Genomic DNA, 17,697 nt, shown 5'->3' on the forward strand with positions numbered 1-17,697 from the left:
TCAGTTCTTCACGATCAGTTCGCGCGGGCGTCGGCAGAGCGCCTCGGCTGGCCCGTCTTCAGCAATCAGAATGCTCTCGGTGATCTCCAGCCCCCAGTCGGCCATCCAGAGGCCCGGCATGAAATGGAAGGTCATGCCTGCTTCCAGAATCGTTTCATCCTCACGGCGCAGCGAGATCGTGCGCTCGCCCCAGTCCGGCGGATAGGAAATGCCGATCGGATAACCGCAGCGCCCGTCCCGCGTGATGCCGGCCCGCTCCAGCGCGCCATAGAGCGCATCGGCGATCTGGCCTGCGCGGTTGCCCGGTCGTGCAATCTCAAGCCCGGCCTCGATGCCTTCCACCAGCGCCTTTTCCGCATCCAGCATGTGCTGCGGCGGCGTACCGAGAAACACGGTGCGGCAGAGCGGCGCGTGGTAGCGGCGATAGCAGCCGGCGATCTCGAAGAAGGTCGCATGCCCCTGCTCGAAACGCCGCCCGTCCCAGGTCAGGTGCGGTGCGGCCGCGTCAGAGCCGGTCGGCAGAAGCGGCACGATCGCCGGATATTCGCCCCAGTCGTCATCCACACCGCGGATCGCGTCCGCATAGATTTCGGCCACCAGATCGTTTTTCTTCAGACCCGGCTCGATGCGCTCGACAATACCGTCGATCATCTTTTCGGAGATTCGCGCCGCCCGGCGCATGAAGACGATCTCCTCTTCGGATTTCACGGCCCGCTGCCAGTTCACCAGCGCCGTCGCATCCACAAAGGTCGCGTTGGGCAGTTCTTCCTTCAGAACCAGATAGGCCTTGGCGGAGAAATAGTAGTTTTCCAGCTCCACGCCGATCCGCTTGTTGCCAAAGCCATGGGCGCGCAAAATTTCGGCCAGATGCTGCATCGGATGCAGCGTGTTGGCCTGGACATAATGGTCGGGATAGCGCAGCACCCGGTCGTCATCCATGTAGACGGTGCGCACGGCGCCATTTCCATCCATGGCGCGCCCCCACCAGAGCGGGTCGGCATCCTTGAAGACGATCACGCCCTGATGGACGTAGAACGACCACCCGTCATAACCCGTCAGCCAGGCCATGTTGGAGGGGTCCTCCACGAACAGAACGTCGATACCCTTCGCCTCCATGGCGTTGCGGGTCTTTTCCAGGCGTGCGGCATATTCCTGCGCGCTGAAGGGCATTTCGGCTGCTGGCATGGTTCCTCCAAAAAGCGTAAGCCGGACGCCTCTGCACCCGGCGAAACCGTACACCGGAAAGGCATTCGCAACCTTGTGTACAACTAATCCATCATCACATTTTGAATAGCTGGAATCGCAGGAAAACGACATCGAATGTCGCTGCTTCTATTCCCGAGCTAAAGATGTTGTGTACAAATCAAAATCATCACGCTGCCTCGCAGACAATCCGGGAGAGTTTCATGAGCCACAGGGCCACGCTCGCGCTGGCAGATATTCTGGCTGCCCGCCGGCGGATCAGGGACATTGCATCGCTCAACACGCCTCTCCCGCCGTCGCCCTTTCTCAGCCGTCTTACAGGAGATGACGTCCTCCTCAAGCTCGAGATTGGACAGGCAAGCGGCGCCTTCAAGCTGCGCGGTGCCGCCAATGCGGTCCTCAGCCTGCCCGACGACGCCACCGGCGTCACCTGCTGCTCGACCGGCAATCATGGCCGCGCGGTCGCCTATGCAGCGCGCGCGCGTGGCCTGCGCGCCGTAATCTGCATGTCGAAGCTGGTGCCGGAGGCGAAAATCGCCGGCATCAGGGCGCTTGGTGCCGAGGCCCGCATCATCGGTGCCAGCCAGGACGAGGCACAGGTCGAAAGCCGCCGCCTCGCCGATGAAGAAGGTTTTTGCGAAATCTCCCCTTTTGATGACCTCGCGGTCATCGCCGGTCAGGGCACGATCGGACTTGAGCTTCTGGAACAGAGGCCGGATCTTGAGACCGTGCTTATCCCGCTTTCGGGCGGCGGGCTCGCCGGCGGCATCGCCTTCGCGCTGAAGACGATAAAGCCTTCGATCCGTGTCATCGGCATCACCATGGAGCGGGGTGCGGCCATGCACGCCTCGCTTGCCGCCGGCGAACCGGTCGCCGTCACCGAAGTGGCAAGCCTTGCCGATTCGCTCGGCGGCGGGATCGGGCTCGAAAACCGCCATTCCTTCGCGCTCTGCCGCGACCATCTCGACGATGTCGTGCTTGTCACCGAGGAAGAGATTTATCGCGCCGTGCAGGCCCACTATTTCGAAGACCGTCTGGTGTGCGAAGGGGCGAGCGCCGTCGGTGCTGCCGCCCTCATGGCCGGCAAGATCGCCAGCAGGCCCGGCCCCACCGCCACACTCATCACCGGGCGCAATGTCGACATGCAGGTCTTCACCGACATTGTCTGTGGCCGCGACGTCGCGCTCGGCGACACAATCATCAAGGGAGCGCCCCATGCCGCATGATATTCTTGTCCTGACCGAAGCCGATCTGCGCAAGGCCGTCCGGCTCGACGTCGAAGCCATCGACGTGGTGGAAAGCGCGTTTCGCGCGCTCGCCTCGGGCGACGTTATCATGCCACCCATCCTCTCCATGGACATTCCGCAGGTTCACGGCGAGGTGGATGTGAAAACCGCCTATATTCCCGGTTTCGACGGGTTCGCCATCAAGGTCAGCCCCGGTTTCTTCGACAATCCGAAAATCGGCCTGCCGAGCCTCAACGGCCTGATGATCCTGTTTTCGGCGAAAACCGGGCTCGTGGAAGCGCTTCTGCTCGACAATGGCTTTCTCACCGATGTGCGCACCGCCGCCGCCGGAGCCGTCGCCGCCCGCCATCTGGCTCCGTCGAATGTCGAGACCGCCGGCGTCATGGGAACCGGCGTGCAGGCCCGTCTGCAAATGATCGCCGCCCATCAGGTGCGCCCCTTCTCCCGCCTTCTCGTCTGGGGCCGCGATGCGGCAAAGGCAAAAGCCTGCGCCGCCGATCTGGCCAAAACCCTTGGCATCGACGCAAATGCCGAGACGGACCCGGCCCGCCTCGTCGCCGAAAGCCAGCTTGTGGTCACCACCACGCCCGCGCGCGATCCCGTTCTGATGGCCGACTGGCTGCATCCGGGCCTGCACATCACCGCCATGGGCTCCGACCAGGAAGGCAAGAACGAGATCGAGCCGACGGCTCTTGCCCGCGCCGATCTCTATGTGTCCGACCGGGTGAGCCAGTGCGAAAAACTCGGTGAACTGGCGGCCGCGATTCGCGCCGGCGCTTGGAATGGCGGCACGCCGGCGGAACTCGGAGACATCGTTTCCGGAGCCAGAACCGGTCGCACCAGCGATGACCAGATCACCATCTGCGACCTCACCGGAACGGGCGCGCAGGACACGGCCATCGCCAGTTTTGCGCGCGCCCGGGCCTTGACAGCGGGGGCCGGGACGACGATCCAGAGCTGACCATGCTCAAGCTCGACGATCGCGATCTCAAGATTCTCGGTATCCTTCAAAGGGAAGGCCGCATCTCCAAGGCGGCGCTGGCCGAACGCGTGAACCTCACGCCCGCCCCCTGCTGGGAGCGGCTGAAGCGCCTTGAAAAGGCGGGCATCATCACCGGCTACCGCGCTGAAGTGGCGCTAGCGAAGCTCACGCCCCACATTGCAGTTTTCATGGCCGCCGAGCTCGCCGGCCATCGCGCCGAGGATTTCCAGCGATTCGAGCGCAGCGTTCAGGAGATCGATGAAATCACGGGCTGCTGGGCCGTCGGCGGCGGTTTCGACTATATCCTGCAGATCATCGCCCGCGACATCGACACCTATCAGCGGCTGGTGGACCGGCTTCTCGACATGAATGTCGGGCTGGCGCGCTACTTCACTTACATCGTCACCAAGCCGGTGAAGCAGCCGGGCGCGTTCCCGCTTGAGGTTCTGGTCAACGCCGATCCGCAGAAGGAATAGCGGGCGCGGGCTGCGAAGTTCAGAAGAAACATCGGTGCGCCCTGCCAAGATCGACGGAAAATTTGGCGGCCCGAACGGCATAATTCCAGTCAATCCAAACACTGGAAATCCGCCTGGGAGTGAGCCGATGTCCGCTATTGCAGCCCTTCAGAAAACTGCCCTTTCCGATCTCGCCGATCCGCGTCTTTTCCGCGAATACGCCTATGCGAACGGTCACTGGATCGCCGCTCCCGGCGACCCGGTGGTAGATGTCTACAACCCGGCCGATGGCGCGCGGCTCGGCTGCGTTCCGGCACTCACCGCAGAGCAGGTTGAGGAAACGATCGAAGCGGCTCACGCAGCCTTTCCCGGCTGGGCGGCCCTTCTGCCGCAGGAGCGCGCGCAGATCCTCATGCGCTGGCACGATCTGATCGTCGCGGCAAAAGAGGACCTCGCCCATCTCATGGTTCTCGAACAGGGCAAGCCGCTCTCGGAAGCGCGCGGCGAGATCGATTACGCCGCCTCCTTCGTCTCCTTCTATGCCGAGGAAGCCAAACGGGTTTCGGTCGAGAGCGTCGCTTCGCACCTGCCGGGCGCCGACATGCAGGTTTCGCGCGAGCCGGTGGGTGTCGCAGCCCTTGTCACGCCGTGGAACTTCCCCTCTGCAATGCTCACCCGCAAGGCGGCGGCAGCGCTTGCCGCCGGCTGCACCGTGGTCGCACACCCCTCTTCCGAGACGCCGTTCTCCGCACTCGCCCTTGCCGAGCTGGCCGAGCGCGCCGGCGTGCCTGCCGGCGTCTTCAACGTGCTCACCGGCAAGGCCGCCGAAGTGGTGGGCGCGATGACGGCCTCAAACCGTGTGCGCGCCGTCTCCTTCACCGGCTCCACCGAGATCGGCCGCCTGCTTTACGCGCAGTCCGCACCGACCGTGAAGCGTCTGGTGATGGAGCTTGGCGGCCATGCGCCTTTTATCGCCTTTGCCGATTGCGACCTCGACCACGCGGTCGAGAGCGCCATTTCGGCAAAGTTCGCCACCTCGGGGCAGGACTGCCTTGCCGCCAACCGCTTCTATATCGAGCGCCCCATCTATGACGCCTTCGTCGCCGCATTCGCCCGCAGGGTCGAGGAACTGACGGTCGGCAATGGCCTCAGCGACCCCGATATCGGCCCACTCATCCATGAGCGTGCGGTCGCCAAGCAGACCGAACAGGTTGAAGATGCGCTCGCAAAAGGCGCACGTCTGGTAACGGGCGGAAACGTCTCGCGGCACGGCCCCACCTTCTTCGAACCTACGGTTCTGGCCGACGTGCCCGAAACGGCACTCATCTTCCGTGAGGAAACGTTTGGCCCGATTGCCGCCTTCACCCCTTTCGATGACGAGGCGGATGTGCTGGAAAAGGCAAACGACACCGAGACGGGCCTCGCCGCCTATCTGCACTCGCAGGACCCGAGCCGCATTGCCCGCCTGTCGCGCGGTCTCGAATTCGGCATGGTCGCAGTCAACCGCACCAAGATCACCGGCGCGCCCATCCCCTTTGGCGGGGTCAAGCAGGCCGGCCTCGAGCGCGAGGGCTCCCGCCATGGGCTGGAAGCCTTCACCAACATCAAATATGTCTGCCGCAACGTCGGTTGAGCAGCGCTGAATGACACAGTTTGAGACGAACAGGAGAGTGACATGCTGTTGAAGAACGACCAACTCGACCAGTGGGACCGCGAGGCCTTCTTCCACCCCTCGACCCATCTGGCCCAGCATGCGCGCGGCGAAAGCGCAAACCGCATCGTGACCGGCGGCAATGGTGTCTACATTGAGGACCGCGACGGCAAGAAGCTGCTCGATGCCTTTGCCGGCCTCTATTGCGTCAATGTAGGCTATGGCCGCACCGAGATCGCCGACGCCATTGCCGAACAGGCAAAGGAGCTTGCCTATTACCACGCCTATGTGGGCCACGGCACGGAAGCCTCCATCACGCTCGCCAAGATGATTGTCGACCGCGCGCCGGAGAACATGTCCAAGGTCTATTTCGGCCTCGGCGGTTCCGACGCCAACGAAACCAACGTCAAGCTGATCTGGTACTACAACAACATTCTCGGCCGCCCCGAGAAGAAGAAGATCATCTCGCGCTGGCGCGGCTATCACGGCTCCGGCCTGATGACCGGCTCGCTGACCGGCCTTGAGCTGTTCCACAAGAAGTTCGACCTGCCGCTGGCCCAGGTGGTTCACACCGAAGCGCCCTATTACTACCGCCGCCCGGACCTCGCCATGAGCGAGGAGCAGTTCACCGCCCATTGCGTGGCCGAGCTCGAAGCGCTGATCGAGCGCGAGGGCGCGGACACCATCGCCGCCTTCATCGGCGAGCCTGTGCTAGGCACGGGCGGTATCGTGCCGCCGCCGGCCGGATACTGGGCCGCGATCCAGAAAGTGCTGCGCAAGCACGACATCCTGCTCGTCGCCGACGAGGTGGTGACCGGCTTTGGACGCCTCGGCTCCATGTTCGGCTCCATCCATTACGACATGGAACCCGACCTCATCACCATCGCCAAGGGCCTCACCTCCGCCTATGCGCCGCTTTCCGGCTCCATCGTCGGCAAGAAGATGTGGGAGGTGCTTGAGCGCGGCACGGACGAAAACGGCCCCATCGGCCATGGCTGGACCTATTCGGCCCACCCGATCGGTGCGGCTGCCGGCATCGCCAATCTCGAACTGGTCGACAAGCTCGGCCTCGTCAAGAATGCCGGCGAGACGGGCGCTTACTTCGTCAACGCGATGCGTGACGCCATCGGCGACCACGCCCATGTCGGCGAAGTGCGCGGCGAAGGCATGCTGTGTGCAGTCGAGTTCGTGAAGGAGCGTGAGAACCGCCAGTTCTTCGACGCTTCCGAGAAGATCGGCCCGCAGATGGCCGCAGCCCTTCTCGAACAGGGCGTCATCGGCCGCGCCATGCCGCAGGGCGACATTCTGGGCTTTGCGCCCCCGCTCTGCCTGACCCGCGAAGAGGCAGATAAGATCGTCGATGCGACCGCCAAGGCCGTGAAGACCGTCTTCAAGGCCTGATACCCAATCTCCGGCGCTTCGGGGCCTTGCCCCGGAGCGTCAATTCGGCCATCTCTTCTCCGCAGTTATCTGGGAGAATTTCATGGCCGATTTCGTTTTTCCGCCCGCCCGCCAGCCCTCTGTTGCCGTTGCCGGCGAAGAAGCGCGCTTTCCCGTGCGGCGCATCTTCTGCGTCGGGCGCAACTATGCCGCCCACGCCCGCGAAATGGGCCATGATTCGGAGCGCGAGCCGCCATTCTTCTTCAGCAAACCCGCTGACGCCGTGGTCGATACCGACACGGTGATCCCCTATCCCAGCCTGACCAAAGACCTGCACCACGAGATCGAAATGGTCGTCGCCATCGGCAAGGGCGGAAGCGACATCGATCCGGCCGATGCGCTCGACCATGTCTACGGCTATGCGGTCGGGCTCGACCTCACGCGGCGCGATCTTCAGGGAGAAGCGAAGAAGAAGGGCCGCCCTTGGGACTGGGGCAAGGCGTTCGACCGCTCGTCGCCCTGCGGCCCTATCGTGCCTGTTGCCGAGACCGGTCACCCGTCGCAGGGCCGCGTCTGGCTCGCCGTCAATGGCGAAATCCGCCAGGAAGGCGATCTGGACGAGCTGATCTGGCCGGTGGCCGATGTGATCGCCCTGTGCAGCCAGGCCATGGAGTTGAAGGCCGGCGATCTGATCTACACAGGAACGCCTGCCGGCGTCGGCGCGCTCCAGCCGGGCGACCACGTTGAAGGCGGCGTTGACGGCGTCGGCGAGATCGCCATCACCATTGGCGAGGCCTGATATGGGCGAAGTCGTTCTGCACAACTACTTCCGCTCCTCCACCTCCTACCGGGTGCGAATAGCCCTCGCCATGAAGGGCATCGACTATCGCTATGCCGCCCACCATCTGCGCCACGGCGAGCATCGCGGCGAGGCCTATCTGTCGGTCAATCCGCAGGGCCTCGTGCCGGCGCTGGTGTGGAGCGACGGCACGATGATCGCGCAGTCCATGGCGATCATGGAGTTTCTGGACGAGACGGTGCCCGAGCCCCCGCTCCTGCCCGCGGATGCGCACGGCCGGGCGCGGGTTCGCATGCTCTCCCAGATGATCGCCTGTGAAATCCATCCGGTGAACAATCTGCGCATTCTGAACGCGCTCAAAGAGCGTTACGGCGCAGACGACGCAGAAGTCGGCGCATGGTTCCGCCACTGGGTGAACGCCACGTTCGAACCGCTTGAAAAGATGCTCGCCGAGAGCCCGCAGACCGGCGTTTTCTGCCACGGCGATACGCCCGGCATGGCCGATATCTGCCTTGTGGGTCAGGTTACCAACAACAAGCGCTTCGACGTCGACATGACGCCCTATCCCGTCATCCAGCGCATCAACGACGCCTGCATGGAGCAGGAAGCGTTCCGGAAGGCCGCGCCGATGAACCAGCCCGACGCGGAATAATTCAACCGGAAGGCCGCTCAGGCGGCCTTTTCCTCCAGAATCAGCATGATGATGGTTTCGGCTGCGAGCGCGGGCGTGTCCTCGCCCTCGATCTCCACCTCGCCGTGATGACGCACGAGAAGCCGGCCGGGCGCCTTTTCCTCGACACCTTTCAGCGTCGTGCGCAGGCGCACGCGGCTGCCGGCCTTCACCGGCGCCAGAAAGCGCAGCCTGTCGAGGCCGTAATTGATGATCGTGCCCAGATGCACCGGCCACGCGCCACAGTCGTAAGACAGGCTCGATAAGAGCGACAGCGTGAGGAAACCGTGCGCCACCGGCTTGCCGAACGGGCTTTCGCGCTCCGTGCGCTCGCGGTCCACATGGATCCACTGGTGGTCATTGGTGCAATCGGCGAAACGGTCGATCATCGACTGGTCGACAACCACCCAGTCGGAAACGGTCGTGCCGCCGCCGATCTCATTTTCCAGAACATGCGCGTTCATCGTCTATGCCTTTCTGAAATGAATTCGTCTGCAAAACCCGGTCTGAGCCGTCAGAGCGAGCATGGCTGCGCTTTCCCCGCTGGCCGGTTCCCACATTTGTCGCGCGAATATTGTGCATTGCAGCACGAATAACAAGGCAAAGCGCGCATGCGTGAAATTGCGCAACTCAGCGATTGCCTGCATAAAGTTGATTAGATTTATCAGATTTAAGCCGACTCACTCTGGAATTATTCTAAACAATAAGCCATATTGCGGGAACGATATGTGAAAGGACTGTTATGCGCCTAACGCGACAAACCAATTATGCAATCCGGATTCTGATGTATTGCGCCGCCAATGAGGGCCGGCTCAGCCGCATCTCGGACATCGCTGAGGCATACTCCCTGTCCGACCTGTTCCTGTTCAAGATTCTGCAGCCGCTTGTCGAGCACGGCTTTGTCGAGACCGTGCGTGGACGTCATGGCGGTGTTCGTCTGGCTAAACCGGCCGGCGACATCACCCTGTTCGATGTCGTGCGCGTCACCGAGGACAATTTCGCCATGGCGGAGTGCTTTGAAAATGACGATGCCGAGTGCCCGCTGGTCGAAAGCTGCGGCCTCAATGAAGCGCTGCGCAAGGCGTTGAACGCCTTCTTCGAAGTGCTGGCCGGCTATACGATCAGCGATCTCGCCGTCGGCAAGCCGGACATGCGATTACGGCTCGGTCTTGACGAGTTACCCGAGCGTGTAGCAGCACGCTAGGCTCAGGAAGGACCGTACGCAGACGGTCCCCTCCTGGGGACATGCCCGTTGGCTAAAGCTGCGCTGACTGTGGCAGCACATAGGGAATATCCCCACCTGGCGGAACGCCCACATGAATCCGGCACTCGAACACGTCGGACACAAGCCGGTCGTTGAACACATCGGCAGGCGTTCCCGCTGCGACCACCGTCCCGCGATGCATCATGGCCACCTGATCGGCAAAGCGTGCGGTGAGGTTGAGATCGTGCAGAACCGCCAGCACACCGCCGCCGGCAGAAGCAAACCCGGCGGCAATGTCCATGATGATGAGCTGATGCTTGATGTCGAGGCTTGAAACCGGCTCGTCGAGAAGAAGATAGCGCGGCCTGCCGTCGAGCACCGGTTTCCAGACCTGGCAGAGCACACGGGCGAGCTGGACGCGCTGCTGTTCGCCGCCCGAGAGCTCCTGGTAAAAACGCCCGGCAAATCCTGCGAGATCAACGCGCTCTAGCGCCATTTCGGGAAGCGTCGCCTGCTCGGCCGGGCCCGCGCCCGACCGCCCGCCCAGAAGCCCCAGCTTGACCACCTCGCGCACCGTATAGGGGAACGAGAGCGAACTTGCCTGCGGCAGAACGGCCCGATGCGCGGCAGCCTGCCATGGCTGCATGTGCCGGAGCGCTTCGCCATTGATCCGCACATCGCCATCATATGGCAGGTCGCCGGATACCGCCTTCAGAAAGGTGGTCTTGCCCGATCCGTTGGGCCCGACAATGGCCGTCACAGTGCCCGGCTTCACAGACAGCGTCACATTGCGGAGAATGAGCCTGCGCCCGACCCGCACCGAAAGATCATCGACATCGATCGCCATCACAGATCCAGAATCCCCCTCTGGCGCAGCAATATCCACAGGAAGAACGGCGCACCGAGCGTCGCCGTGACGATTCCGATCGGCAGTTCCGCTGGTGCCACGACAACACGGCTGATCGCATCGGCCACCAGAAGCAGGCTCGCCCCCAGAAGCGCCGAAGCCGGCAGCAGGTAGCGATGTTCGGGGCCGATGGTCAGACGCAGAAGATGCGGCACAACGATGCCGACAAAACCGATGCCGCCGGCCACGGCAACCGAAGCGCCCGTCGCCGCCGCGACGGCCAGAATGGCGGAGTTTTTTACCCGCTGAACCCGCACGCCAAGATGGTTGGCGGTCGCCTCGCCCAAAACCATCGCGTCGAGCCCGCGCGCCAGAAAGGGTGCTGCAGCAAGGGCTGCAAGGATGATCGGTCCGGCAGCCCAGATTTTCGCCCAGGTGGCCCCTGCCAGAGAACCAAGCCCCCAGAAGGTCAGGTCCCGCAGTTCCTGATCGTCCGCGACGTAGACGAGCATGCCCGACAATGCGCCTGCCAGCGCGCCAAGCGCTATGCCGGCAAGAAGCATGGTGGCGATCGATGTCTGCCCGCGCCGTGTCGCCACCCGGTAGAGGAGCAGGGTCGACACGAGCCCGCCGCAGAAAGCGGCCAGCGGCAGAGCATAAATGCCGAACATGCCGATCACCGGAGCAAGCATCGTGTTGCCGAGCACAATCACCGTGATGGCGCCGAGCCCCGCGCCAGAGCCCACACCGACAATGCCCGGATCGGCCAGTGGATTGCGAAACAGCCCCTGCATGACAGCGCCGGAAACCGCCAGCGATGCGCCGATCAGGCTTCCAAGCACGACGCGCGGCAGGCGGATGTCGCCGATGACCACACGGTCGCGCAGCGAGAGGGCATCCGCCCCGCCGCCCAGCCACCCCGAAAGCACCGCCCAGAATGACGTATCGGATGCACCCGAGCCAAGACTGAACAGAAAAAGAAGCGCGTAAAGAAGGATCAGGGCCAGAATGACCAGCCGTGCTCGCGCCGAACGGTCACCACCCGTATCAACATGCCAGCGCCATCGCAGCGCCAGTGCGGCATTGTCACGTAACGCCATGCTATTCGGTCACCGTTTCCGAACCGTTCAGAGCGCTGGCCAGATCGCGCACCGCGCCTGCGGTCCGTGGGCCGAAGCCCAGAAGATAGGAACCGTCCATCCGTATCAGGGTTCCGTTCTTTCCGGCCGGAGTGCTGGCGAAAGCGGGGTGTTTCAGAACATCCGGCCACCCTCCGTGCCCCTCGCGCTCCATCATGAGGACCACCTCCGGAGCCGCCGAAATCACGGCCTCGTCGGTCACCTGTTTGAAGCCGGACATCGTGTCCATGGCGTTGACCCCGCCGGCCATGCGGATGATGCCGTCTGCGGTCGTGTTCCTGCCCGCGGCCATGATCCGTCCGCCCCGCATGCTGAGCACGAAAAGCACGCGCTTCCCGTCAGCCTGCTTCTGCGCTTCTGCTTCGGCGGCATCGAGATCAGCCTCTACACGTCGTGCGAGCATCTCGGCTTTATCTTCAACGCCCAGAGCGCTGCCAACCACGCGAATCTTGCGCAGGATTGCCTCGCGGTCATAGCCTTCCGGAACTTTTACGAGGGGGACGCCAGACGTCTCAAGCACGTCCATCGTTTCCACCGGCCCGCTTCCTTCCATGGCCAGTATGGCGCTCGGCTCGACGGAGAGCACGCCTTCAGGGGAAAGCGCGCGCATATAGCCGATATCGGGCAGTTCTTCCGCCTCTGGAGGATAAGTGCTCGTCGTGTCGCGCGCGACAAGCCGCTCTTCCTCGCCGAGGCTGTAGACGATCTCGGTAATGGCACCGCCGATCGTCACCAGCTTCGAGGCGTCGGAGAACGGCTGAATGGCCTCGTCCGCAACGGCGGGAGTGAATGCTGCACCGAGAGCTATGAGCGCACTCACCACAAGCCGCCCCGACCCTCTTCGCGTCACTGAAGAAAACGCTTCACGCATGGTCCGCCAGTCTCCCTGGTTCCCGGCCCGATTTCCGTAGTGCACGGGACAGTCCAATCAATTGATTTCACCAGACGAGGACAGGGAGCGAGGCTCCCCGTCCAGGAAGGTCAGTCAGGCCACCTGCCGGCATTCGCGCCGTGGCAAGCCTTCGACCATGGAACGCCAGTCGCTTCGCTCGGCATGTCCTTCGAGGCGATCCCCGAAGAACTGGGCGATCAGCTGTCCGTCGGCGCCATAAGCCTCCATGGAGGTAACATGGCCATCTCTGGTCGGTTTGCGAACGGCCCAGAGTTCCTTCACGTGGTCTGTTCGCAGATGAAGATTGAAACCGGGATCGAGAATGTTGATCCATGGTCCCATCGGTTTCACTGTTTCGATCGCGCCCGTATGGATCTGGATACATCCGCTGCTGCCGACGAAACACATGATCGGCACCGTCTCGCGCACCGCCTGATGCAGCATCTGTGTCAGGGCTTCGTCCTCCAGCCGCCAGGCGTAGTCCTCACCGATCAGGTGGACGGCCTGATGGCGCGTCAGTTTCAGCTTGCGCAGGATGTTGAAGAGCTGATGCACATCCGTCATCGTGCTCCAGCGCTCGCGCAGCACGTCGGCAGCCGGCAGGTCGTCGGAGACAATTTCCTCGATGATTTTCTCTGCCTGAACCTCAAGCGGAGCCTGCTGGTCCGGATGAAGCAGATCCTCGACGAGTTTCTGATAGGCGTAGAGGTTCGACTTTGGCCTCAGATGCACCTTGTGCACGGCATCACCCGCCTGGTCGAAGAACTGCAGGCTGCGCCGCACATCGTCACCGTCGCGCTTTTCCACCGCAAAGCCGAAGGCCCAGCGGGAGGGAAATATGCGCAGGTCGATGTTGCTGCCCAGAACCAGCGCATGTTGTGCGCCGACGGTGATCTTCTCGTAAACGCCGACCTTTTCATGGACGGCGCTTTCGTTGCGCGTCAGGGCCATCACCTCCCCTACAGCTTCGAGGGCCGGGAGAAGATCGGACATGCGCGGCTCGATACGGGTCACGCCATGGCCTACATGCGCGGCCACCAGTTCGGCCTCCGAAATGCCCAGCGTCATCGCCAGGTCCCGCTCGCGCATCTTGGGATTTTCGTCACGGGCGCGCCTGATCGCCTCGGGCGCGCATACTGTCTGAACATTCATTCCACAAAACCTACTTGTTAAGAATCAGCTTTCCCTGACGGGTAATCTTCAACCGGTAATAAGCACCGTGATGCTCAATTCCGATTTCGCGCCGCCCGCCGAAAAGGTCCGTGCTGGAAATCGTCCGGTCAGGCGTAACGCCGCCTTGCCTGACGGCCAGATGCTGTATGTCTGCCTGTCCGCGCGGGTCGATCGACAAATAGGTCTTCATTGGAAAGAACCTCCATTTTCAGGTCACTGGCTTGGGCTCACATCGACAGCATGTTTTCTGCCATTCGCTTTCTTGACTTTTCTTATCATATTTTATAGCCACCGCAATACCGGAGTGAAATAATCAAGATAAATTTCCTAGCCGGATAATCGTCGGCAAGCCAGCGCCAGCCGGCAAATTGCTGTGTTTGATTGCTGGAGAATCTCGAATATGCCGAGTTACATGCGACACACGAACCTTGGTTTGCTGTGCGGAACATCAATGGCGACGCTGGTCCTGTCGATGAATTCCATGGCGCAGGAAGCGCCCGTACTTTTGTCGGAGCCGTCAGGCAGGGTCACCCTTCTCGACCGCATAACGGTGGTGAGCAGGACAGACGAAAGCGCACTCGAATCACTGGCGTCCGTGAGCCAGATCAGCGGCGAGGAGCTTGAACGCCGTATGGCGACAAACGCCAACGACATCTTTTTCGGCGTTCCTGGAATCAAAGTCTACTCGGATGGGCGGCCGGCGGTCAGCAACATCAACATTCGCGGTCTTCAGGACGCCGGACGCGTTTCCGTCATCGTGGACGGCGCCCGCCAGAATTTCCACAAGGCGGGCCATGAAGTGTCCCGCATGTTCTGGCTCGACCCGCAGCTCGTTCAGCAGGTGGACGTCATCCGTGGCCCCAGCGCGAACACGTTTGGCTCAGGCGCGATTGGCGGCGTCGTCTATTTCGAGACCAAGAAGCCCGATGATTTCCTGCGTGACGACGAGAATTACGCGCTGTCGCTCACGGGGCGTTATGAATCGAACGGTTCCGGCTGGACCACCAGCGCGATCGGCGCCTATCGCTTCAACGAAGCTGCCTCCATTCTCGGCAACATCGTCTGGCGCGACTATGGCGACTACAAGGATGGCGATGGTTCACGCGTCGACAACTCCGGCTTCGACGTGCTGAGCGGCCATGTCAAGGGAACCGTCAGACCGACCGAGAACAGTGAGCTGACGCTCGGCTGGACCGGATCCCGCGACGACTGGTCTTCGACGGCAACCCGGGACTACCGGCTCGACAGCGACACGTTCACGGGCGAGTTCAAGATCTCCGACGCCGAGGAGAAGTGGCTGAATCTCAACATCAAGGGTGCGGTCAACAGCATCGATCTAACCCAGACCGATACGGGCCGACGCCCCGGCACATCGGGCTATGACCTCAGAACAACCAGTTTCGATATCTGGAACACATCCTATTTCGATACCGGGATGGTCGCCCATGAACTGACAGTGGGCGGCGACTGGGTCTATGACGATTTCACCTCGAATGCGGCGTCAGGCGGCTCCGACACATACAACCCGACCGGCACCCGCAGGGTCTGGGGCGCCTATGTTCAGGACAAGCTCACTTATGACTGGCTCGAAGTCGTCGCCGGGCTGCGCTACGATTCCTACGAGCTGGAGGCCTCCGACAAGAATTCAGGCGACCGGTTCTCCCCCCGCCTCAGCGTTGGCGTTTCCCCCTTCAGGGAGGGCGTGCTTTCCGGTCTGCAGTTTTACGGCTCCTATGCAGAAGGGTACCGTGCACCCAACACGTCGGAGGCCTACATCACCGGCGGCCATTCCTTCCCCGGCTTCAGCTTTGCGTTCCTGCCAAATCCCGACCTCAGGCCGGAGACCGGCAAGACGTGGGAGGCGGGCATAAACTACAAGGCCGACGGAATCTTCAATGCAGAAGATACGCTGCGGCTCAAGGCAGCCTATTTCCACAACGACATCGACGACTACATCACCATCCCCACTTTCCCGGCAATTCCAGGCAGCGAATGCGCCAGCCTCGGCCACACCATGTGCGCGCAGTACCAGAACGTCTATGCGGCAGAAATCCAAGGCTTCGAACTCGAAAGCCGCTACGATGCCGGGCGCTATTTCGCCGGTCTCGGCATCTCCGTCATCGACGGTCATCAGACGGACAGGGATGGCGTGCGTTCGGACCTCACGACCATTCCCTCAGCCAGCGTCACGCTCGATGGCGGCATGCGTTTTCTCGAACGCCGCCTGACACTCGGTGGCGAGGTGCAGTTCAACAAGGCCCCCAGCGGCACGACCTTCGCCGAGGATTATACGCTGGTGAATCTCTATGCGAACTATCAGCCCAATGAGAATCTCCGGTTTGATTTCCGCGTCGACAACCTTTTCGATAAGCGTTACGTGCTGCCGATCGTTGACGTCTCCGATGGTATGCATGCACAACCCGGCCTGACCGTGAAGCTCGGCGCAACCGTCCGTTTTGGAGGATAAAATGCCGTCTCGATTACTTCCGTCTTCTCTTCTGTCCACCGCTGGCCGTATCGCGCTGGCGGTGGCCGGCACCCTGGCAGCAACCCTGCCAGGGGCCGCGCAGGAGCCCGCCACCGGCGCGATCAAGCTGGAGCTCAACGCTCTGCAGAAAAGCGAAAAGGGCTGCCGCATCGCATTCGTGGTCGAGAATGCGATGGGCAGGGATATCGCCAGGGCAGCCTACGAGATTGCCCTGTTCAACAAGGAAGGCCTCGTTGACCGGCTTCTGGTCCTCGACTTCCAGGAACTGCCCAACGAGAAGACCAAGGTGCGGCGGTTCGACCTCGCCGATGCCGATTGCGATGCGATCGGGCGTGTCCTGATCAACGACGCTTCGGCCTGCGAAGGCGATGGGCTCGAGCCCGGCGACTGTATTGCCCGGCTGGAGGCAACCAGCCGCAGCACGGTCACCTTTGGCAAATAACGTTCGCAAAACAAACCCCACAGGAATGCCCCAATGTTCGACGGCGTCATCTCTTCCATAGGCTCCTTTCTCAGGCTCGGCGGCCCCGTCGTTGCGATCCTGCTTGTTCTGTCGGTCTTCGCTCTGGCGCTCATCCTTCTGAAATTCATGCAGTTTCAGCGCGAGCGGGTCGGCCGGCACGGGCGTTCCAACCGCGCGCTCCATGCCTGGTTCCACCACAATCAGGGCGAAGCACGCTCGATGCTTGCCAATGCGCGTTCACCGCTGGAGGAAACGCTCGCAACCACCATGCGGCTTGCCGCTGCAAAAGCCGACAAGGGTGCCGTGGAAGACGAGGTCAGCCGCCTGGCGCTTGGCCGCCTGCACGATCTGCAACGCGGGTTTCGCGCGCTCGACGCCATCGCCCAGGTTGCCCCTCTGCTCGGTCTGTTCGGCACGGTTCTTGGTATGATCGAAGCCTTCCAGAAGCTGCAGGAAGCCGGAAATTCGGTGGATCCGTCACTGCTCGCCGGTGGCATCTGGGTGGCGCTTTTGACCACGGCCTGCGGCCTTGCCGTTGCCATGCCCGTTTCGCTCCTTCTCACATGGTTCGAAACACGCATCGAAAACGAGCGGGTCGCCATCGAGACGATGACCGCAACCGTTCTGTCCCACGCGTCGATAGAGAAAGCGGAAGAACAGGCGACGTCGGCAGATCCCGCCGCGCCGCGGCTGGTGACAGGTGAGAGCTATGCGCATTGACGCGGCTGCGGTCAGGAAGAGAAAGCCCCTGTCGCTCACATCGCTGATCGATGTGATCTTCCTCCTGCTGCTCTTCTTCATGCTGACCTCGACCTTCACCCGCTTCGCCAGGGTCGAGATTTCCGGCGGGCCGGCGTCAGCCTCTGCCGGCGGCAAGCCGCCGGACGTGCTGATCCGCGTCGATGATCCGGCGGGTTGGCGCGTCAATGGCCAGATGCTCGCCGAAGAGGCAGCCATCGTCGAACTCGCACGCCTGAAGGAAGCCGGCGCGGAAACCGCCGTTCTCCTGGTGCGCGGCGAGCTTACATCCCAAGAACTGGTCGAGGCGGTGGAGAACATTCGTCGCAACACCGAACTCAACCTTTCCGTCGCGAGGTAATCCCC

19 protein-coding genes are annotated in these 17,697 nt (G+C 62.2%); 12 read left to right on the forward strand and 7 right to left on the reverse strand.

The window, feature by feature from the left end:
* Nucleotides 1–1,185, reverse strand: a complete 1,185-nt coding sequence (gene doeA, locus AC07E3_RS08735) for an ectoine hydrolase DoeA (RefSeq protein ID WP_478361236.1) — start codon at nt 1,183–1,185, stop codon at nt 1–3.
* Between the two features lie 221 nt (nt 1,186–1,406).
* Between doeA and eutB the strand changes: the two genes are divergently transcribed.
* The 7 genes from eutB (at nt 1,407) to maiA (ending at nt 8,369) form a co-directional block, all read left to right on the forward strand.
* On the forward strand, nt 1,407–2,429 hold the full coding sequence (gene eutB / locus AC07E3_RS08740; protein ID WP_478361239.1) for a hydroxyectoine utilization dehydratase EutB: 1,023 nt from the start codon (nt 1,407–1,409) through the stop codon (nt 2,427–2,429).
* Nucleotides 2,419–3,411 carry a cyclodeaminase gene (locus AC07E3_RS08745; protein WP_478361241.1) on the forward strand — a complete coding sequence of 331 codons (993 nt, stop codon included), beginning with the start codon at nt 2,419–2,421 and terminating at the stop codon, nt 3,409–3,411. Before eutB ends, AC07E3_RS08745 begins: the two co-directional genes overlap by 11 nt.
* A gap of 2 nt (nt 3,412–3,413) precedes the next feature.
* Nucleotides 3,414–3,908 carry an Lrp/AsnC family transcriptional regulator gene (locus AC07E3_RS08750; RefSeq protein WP_336065038.1) on the forward strand — a complete coding sequence of 165 codons (495 nt, stop codon included), beginning with the start codon at nt 3,414–3,416 and terminating at the stop codon, nt 3,906–3,908.
* A gap of 127 nt (nt 3,909–4,035) precedes the next feature.
* Nucleotides 4,036–5,520, forward strand: coding sequence for an NAD-dependent succinate-semialdehyde dehydrogenase (locus tag AC07E3_RS08755; RefSeq protein ID WP_478361244.1), 1,485 nt, complete (start codon nt 4,036–4,038; stop codon nt 5,518–5,520).
* 45 nt (nt 5,521–5,565) lie between these two features.
* Complete coding sequence (locus tag AC07E3_RS08760; protein ID WP_478361330.1) at nt 5,566–6,939, forward strand: aminotransferase; 1,374 nt, start codon at nt 5,566–5,568, stop codon at nt 6,937–6,939.
* An 82-nt stretch (nt 6,940–7,021) separates the two neighbouring features.
* On the forward strand, nt 7,022–7,717 hold the full coding sequence (locus AC07E3_RS08765; protein ID WP_478361246.1) for a fumarylacetoacetate hydrolase family protein: 696 nt from the start codon (nt 7,022–7,024) through the stop codon (nt 7,715–7,717).
* Nucleotide 7,718: 1 nt separating this feature from the next.
* Entirely contained in the window at nt 7,719–8,369 is a 651-nt protein-coding gene (gene maiA / locus AC07E3_RS08770) for a maleylacetoacetate isomerase (protein ID WP_478361248.1), read from the forward strand.
* Nucleotides 8,370–8,386: 17 nt separating this feature from the next.
* Here the strand turns inward: maiA and AC07E3_RS08775 are convergent, their stop codons facing one another.
* Nucleotides 8,387–8,851 (reverse strand): MaoC family dehydratase, encoded by a 465-nt coding sequence (locus AC07E3_RS08775; RefSeq protein WP_336065047.1) that lies wholly within the window; start codon nt 8,849–8,851, stop codon nt 8,387–8,389.
* A gap of 278 nt (nt 8,852–9,129) precedes the next feature.
* Between AC07E3_RS08775 and rirA the strand changes: the two genes are divergently transcribed.
* Nucleotides 9,130–9,591, forward strand: a complete 462-nt coding sequence (gene rirA / locus AC07E3_RS08780) for an iron-responsive transcriptional regulator RirA (RefSeq protein WP_007006804.1) — start codon at nt 9,130–9,132, stop codon at nt 9,589–9,591.
* Nucleotides 9,592–9,643: 52 nt separating this feature from the next.
* On the opposite strand, the gene AC07E3_RS08785 is transcribed toward rirA, so the two are convergent.
* The 5 genes from AC07E3_RS08785 to hemP all read right to left on the reverse strand — a co-directional run bounded on the left by AC07E3_RS08785 (nt 9,644) and on the right by hemP (nt 13,832).
* On the reverse strand, nt 9,644–10,438 hold the full coding sequence (locus tag AC07E3_RS08785) for a heme ABC transporter ATP-binding protein (protein WP_336065049.1): 795 nt from the start codon (nt 10,436–10,438) through the stop codon (nt 9,644–9,646).
* Nucleotides 10,438–11,538, reverse strand: coding sequence for a FecCD family ABC transporter permease (locus AC07E3_RS08790; RefSeq protein WP_478361251.1), 1,101 nt, complete (start codon nt 11,536–11,538; stop codon nt 10,438–10,440). The genes AC07E3_RS08785 and AC07E3_RS08790 overlap by 1 nt, the downstream gene beginning before the upstream one ends.
* Nucleotide 11,539: 1 nt before the next feature.
* Complete coding sequence (locus AC07E3_RS08795) at nt 11,540–12,448, reverse strand: heme/hemin ABC transporter substrate-binding protein (protein WP_478361253.1); 909 nt, start codon at nt 12,446–12,448, stop codon at nt 11,540–11,542.
* 114 nt (nt 12,449–12,562) lie between these two features.
* Nucleotides 12,563–13,621 carry a hemin-degrading factor gene (locus AC07E3_RS08800; protein ID WP_478361255.1) on the reverse strand — a complete coding sequence of 353 codons (1,059 nt, stop codon included), beginning with the start codon at nt 13,619–13,621 and terminating at the stop codon, nt 12,563–12,565.
* 10 nt (nt 13,622–13,631) lie between these two features.
* The gene (gene hemP / locus AC07E3_RS08805; RefSeq protein WP_007006809.1) at nt 13,632–13,832 is read right to left on the reverse strand and encodes a hemin uptake protein HemP; all 201 of its coding nucleotides are present in this window, start codon (nt 13,830–13,832) and stop codon (nt 13,632–13,634) included.
* Nucleotides 13,833–14,093: 261 nt separating this feature from the next.
* On the opposite strand from hemP, the gene AC07E3_RS08810 reads away from it, so the two are divergent.
* The 4 genes from AC07E3_RS08810 to AC07E3_RS08825 are packed head-to-tail and all read left to right on the forward strand — an operon-like array spanning nt 14,094 to nt 17,692.
* On the forward strand, nt 14,094–16,109 hold the full coding sequence (locus tag AC07E3_RS08810) for a TonB-dependent receptor domain-containing protein (RefSeq protein ID WP_478361258.1): 2,016 nt from the start codon (nt 14,094–14,096) through the stop codon (nt 16,107–16,109).
* A 1-nt stretch (nt 16,110) separates the two neighbouring features.
* Nucleotides 16,111–16,572, forward strand: coding sequence for a hypothetical protein (locus AC07E3_RS08815; RefSeq protein ID WP_065817572.1), 462 nt, complete (start codon nt 16,111–16,113; stop codon nt 16,570–16,572).
* A 33-nt stretch (nt 16,573–16,605) separates the two neighbouring features.
* Nucleotides 16,606–17,313 carry a MotA/TolQ/ExbB proton channel family protein gene (locus tag AC07E3_RS08820; RefSeq protein WP_336065065.1) on the forward strand — a complete coding sequence of 236 codons (708 nt, stop codon included), beginning with the start codon at nt 16,606–16,608 and terminating at the stop codon, nt 17,311–17,313.
* The gene (locus tag AC07E3_RS08825; protein WP_478361260.1) at nt 17,303–17,692 is read left to right on the forward strand and encodes a biopolymer transporter ExbD; all 390 of its coding nucleotides are present in this window, start codon (nt 17,303–17,305) and stop codon (nt 17,690–17,692) included. Before AC07E3_RS08820 ends, AC07E3_RS08825 begins: the two co-directional genes overlap by 11 nt.
* Nucleotides 17,693–17,697 lie beyond the last annotated feature (5 nt).

The sequence above is a fragment of the Nitratireductor lacus genome, from assembly GCF_056431025.1.

What these genes read in the sequence shown, in the direction of transcription:
- doeA (WP_478361236.1), bottom strand. Translation starts at nt 1,185, where the DNA reads ATGCCAGCAGCCGAAATGCCCTTCAGCGCGCAGGAATATGCCGCACGC.
- eutB (WP_478361239.1), top strand. Translation starts at nt 1,407, where the DNA reads ATGAGCCACAGGGCCACGCTCGCGCTGGCAGATATTCTGGCTGCCCGC.
- AC07E3_RS08745 (WP_478361241.1), top strand. Translation starts at nt 2,419, where the DNA reads ATGCCGCATGATATTCTTGTCCTGACCGAAGCCGATCTGCGCAAGGCC.
- AC07E3_RS08750 (WP_336065038.1), top strand. Translation starts at nt 3,414, where the DNA reads ATGCTCAAGCTCGACGATCGCGATCTCAAGATTCTCGGTATCCTTCAA.
- AC07E3_RS08755 (WP_478361244.1), top strand. Translation starts at nt 4,036, where the DNA reads ATGTCCGCTATTGCAGCCCTTCAGAAAACTGCCCTTTCCGATCTCGCC.
- AC07E3_RS08765 (WP_478361246.1), top strand. Translation starts at nt 7,022, where the DNA reads ATGGCCGATTTCGTTTTTCCGCCCGCCCGCCAGCCCTCTGTTGCCGTT.
- maiA (WP_478361248.1), top strand. Translation starts at nt 7,719, where the DNA reads ATGGGCGAAGTCGTTCTGCACAACTACTTCCGCTCCTCCACCTCCTAC.
- AC07E3_RS08775 (WP_336065047.1), bottom strand. Translation starts at nt 8,851, where the DNA reads ATGAACGCGCATGTTCTGGAAAATGAGATCGGCGGCGGCACGACCGTT.
- rirA (WP_007006804.1), top strand. Translation starts at nt 9,130, where the DNA reads ATGCGCCTAACGCGACAAACCAATTATGCAATCCGGATTCTGATGTAT.
- AC07E3_RS08785 (WP_336065049.1), bottom strand. Translation starts at nt 10,438, where the DNA reads ATGGCGATCGATGTCGATGATCTTTCGGTGCGGGTCGGGCGCAGGCTC.
- AC07E3_RS08790 (WP_478361251.1), bottom strand. Translation starts at nt 11,538, where the DNA reads ATGGCGTTACGTGACAATGCCGCACTGGCGCTGCGATGGCGCTGGCAT.
- AC07E3_RS08795 (WP_478361253.1), bottom strand. Translation starts at nt 12,448, where the DNA reads ATGCGTGAAGCGTTTTCTTCAGTGACGCGAAGAGGGTCGGGGCGGCTT.
- AC07E3_RS08800 (WP_478361255.1), bottom strand. Translation starts at nt 13,621, where the DNA reads ATGAATGTTCAGACAGTATGCGCGCCCGAGGCGATCAGGCGCGCCCGT.
- hemP (WP_007006809.1), bottom strand. Translation starts at nt 13,832, where the DNA reads ATGAAGACCTATTTGTCGATCGACCCGCGCGGACAGGCAGACATACAG.
- AC07E3_RS08810 (WP_478361258.1), top strand. Translation starts at nt 14,094, where the DNA reads ATGGCGACGCTGGTCCTGTCGATGAATTCCATGGCGCAGGAAGCGCCC.
- AC07E3_RS08815 (WP_065817572.1), top strand. Translation starts at nt 16,111, where the DNA reads ATGCCGTCTCGATTACTTCCGTCTTCTCTTCTGTCCACCGCTGGCCGT.
- AC07E3_RS08820 (WP_336065065.1), top strand. Translation starts at nt 16,606, where the DNA reads ATGTTCGACGGCGTCATCTCTTCCATAGGCTCCTTTCTCAGGCTCGGC.
- AC07E3_RS08825 (WP_478361260.1), top strand. Translation starts at nt 17,303, where the DNA reads ATGCGCATTGACGCGGCTGCGGTCAGGAAGAGAAAGCCCCTGTCGCTC.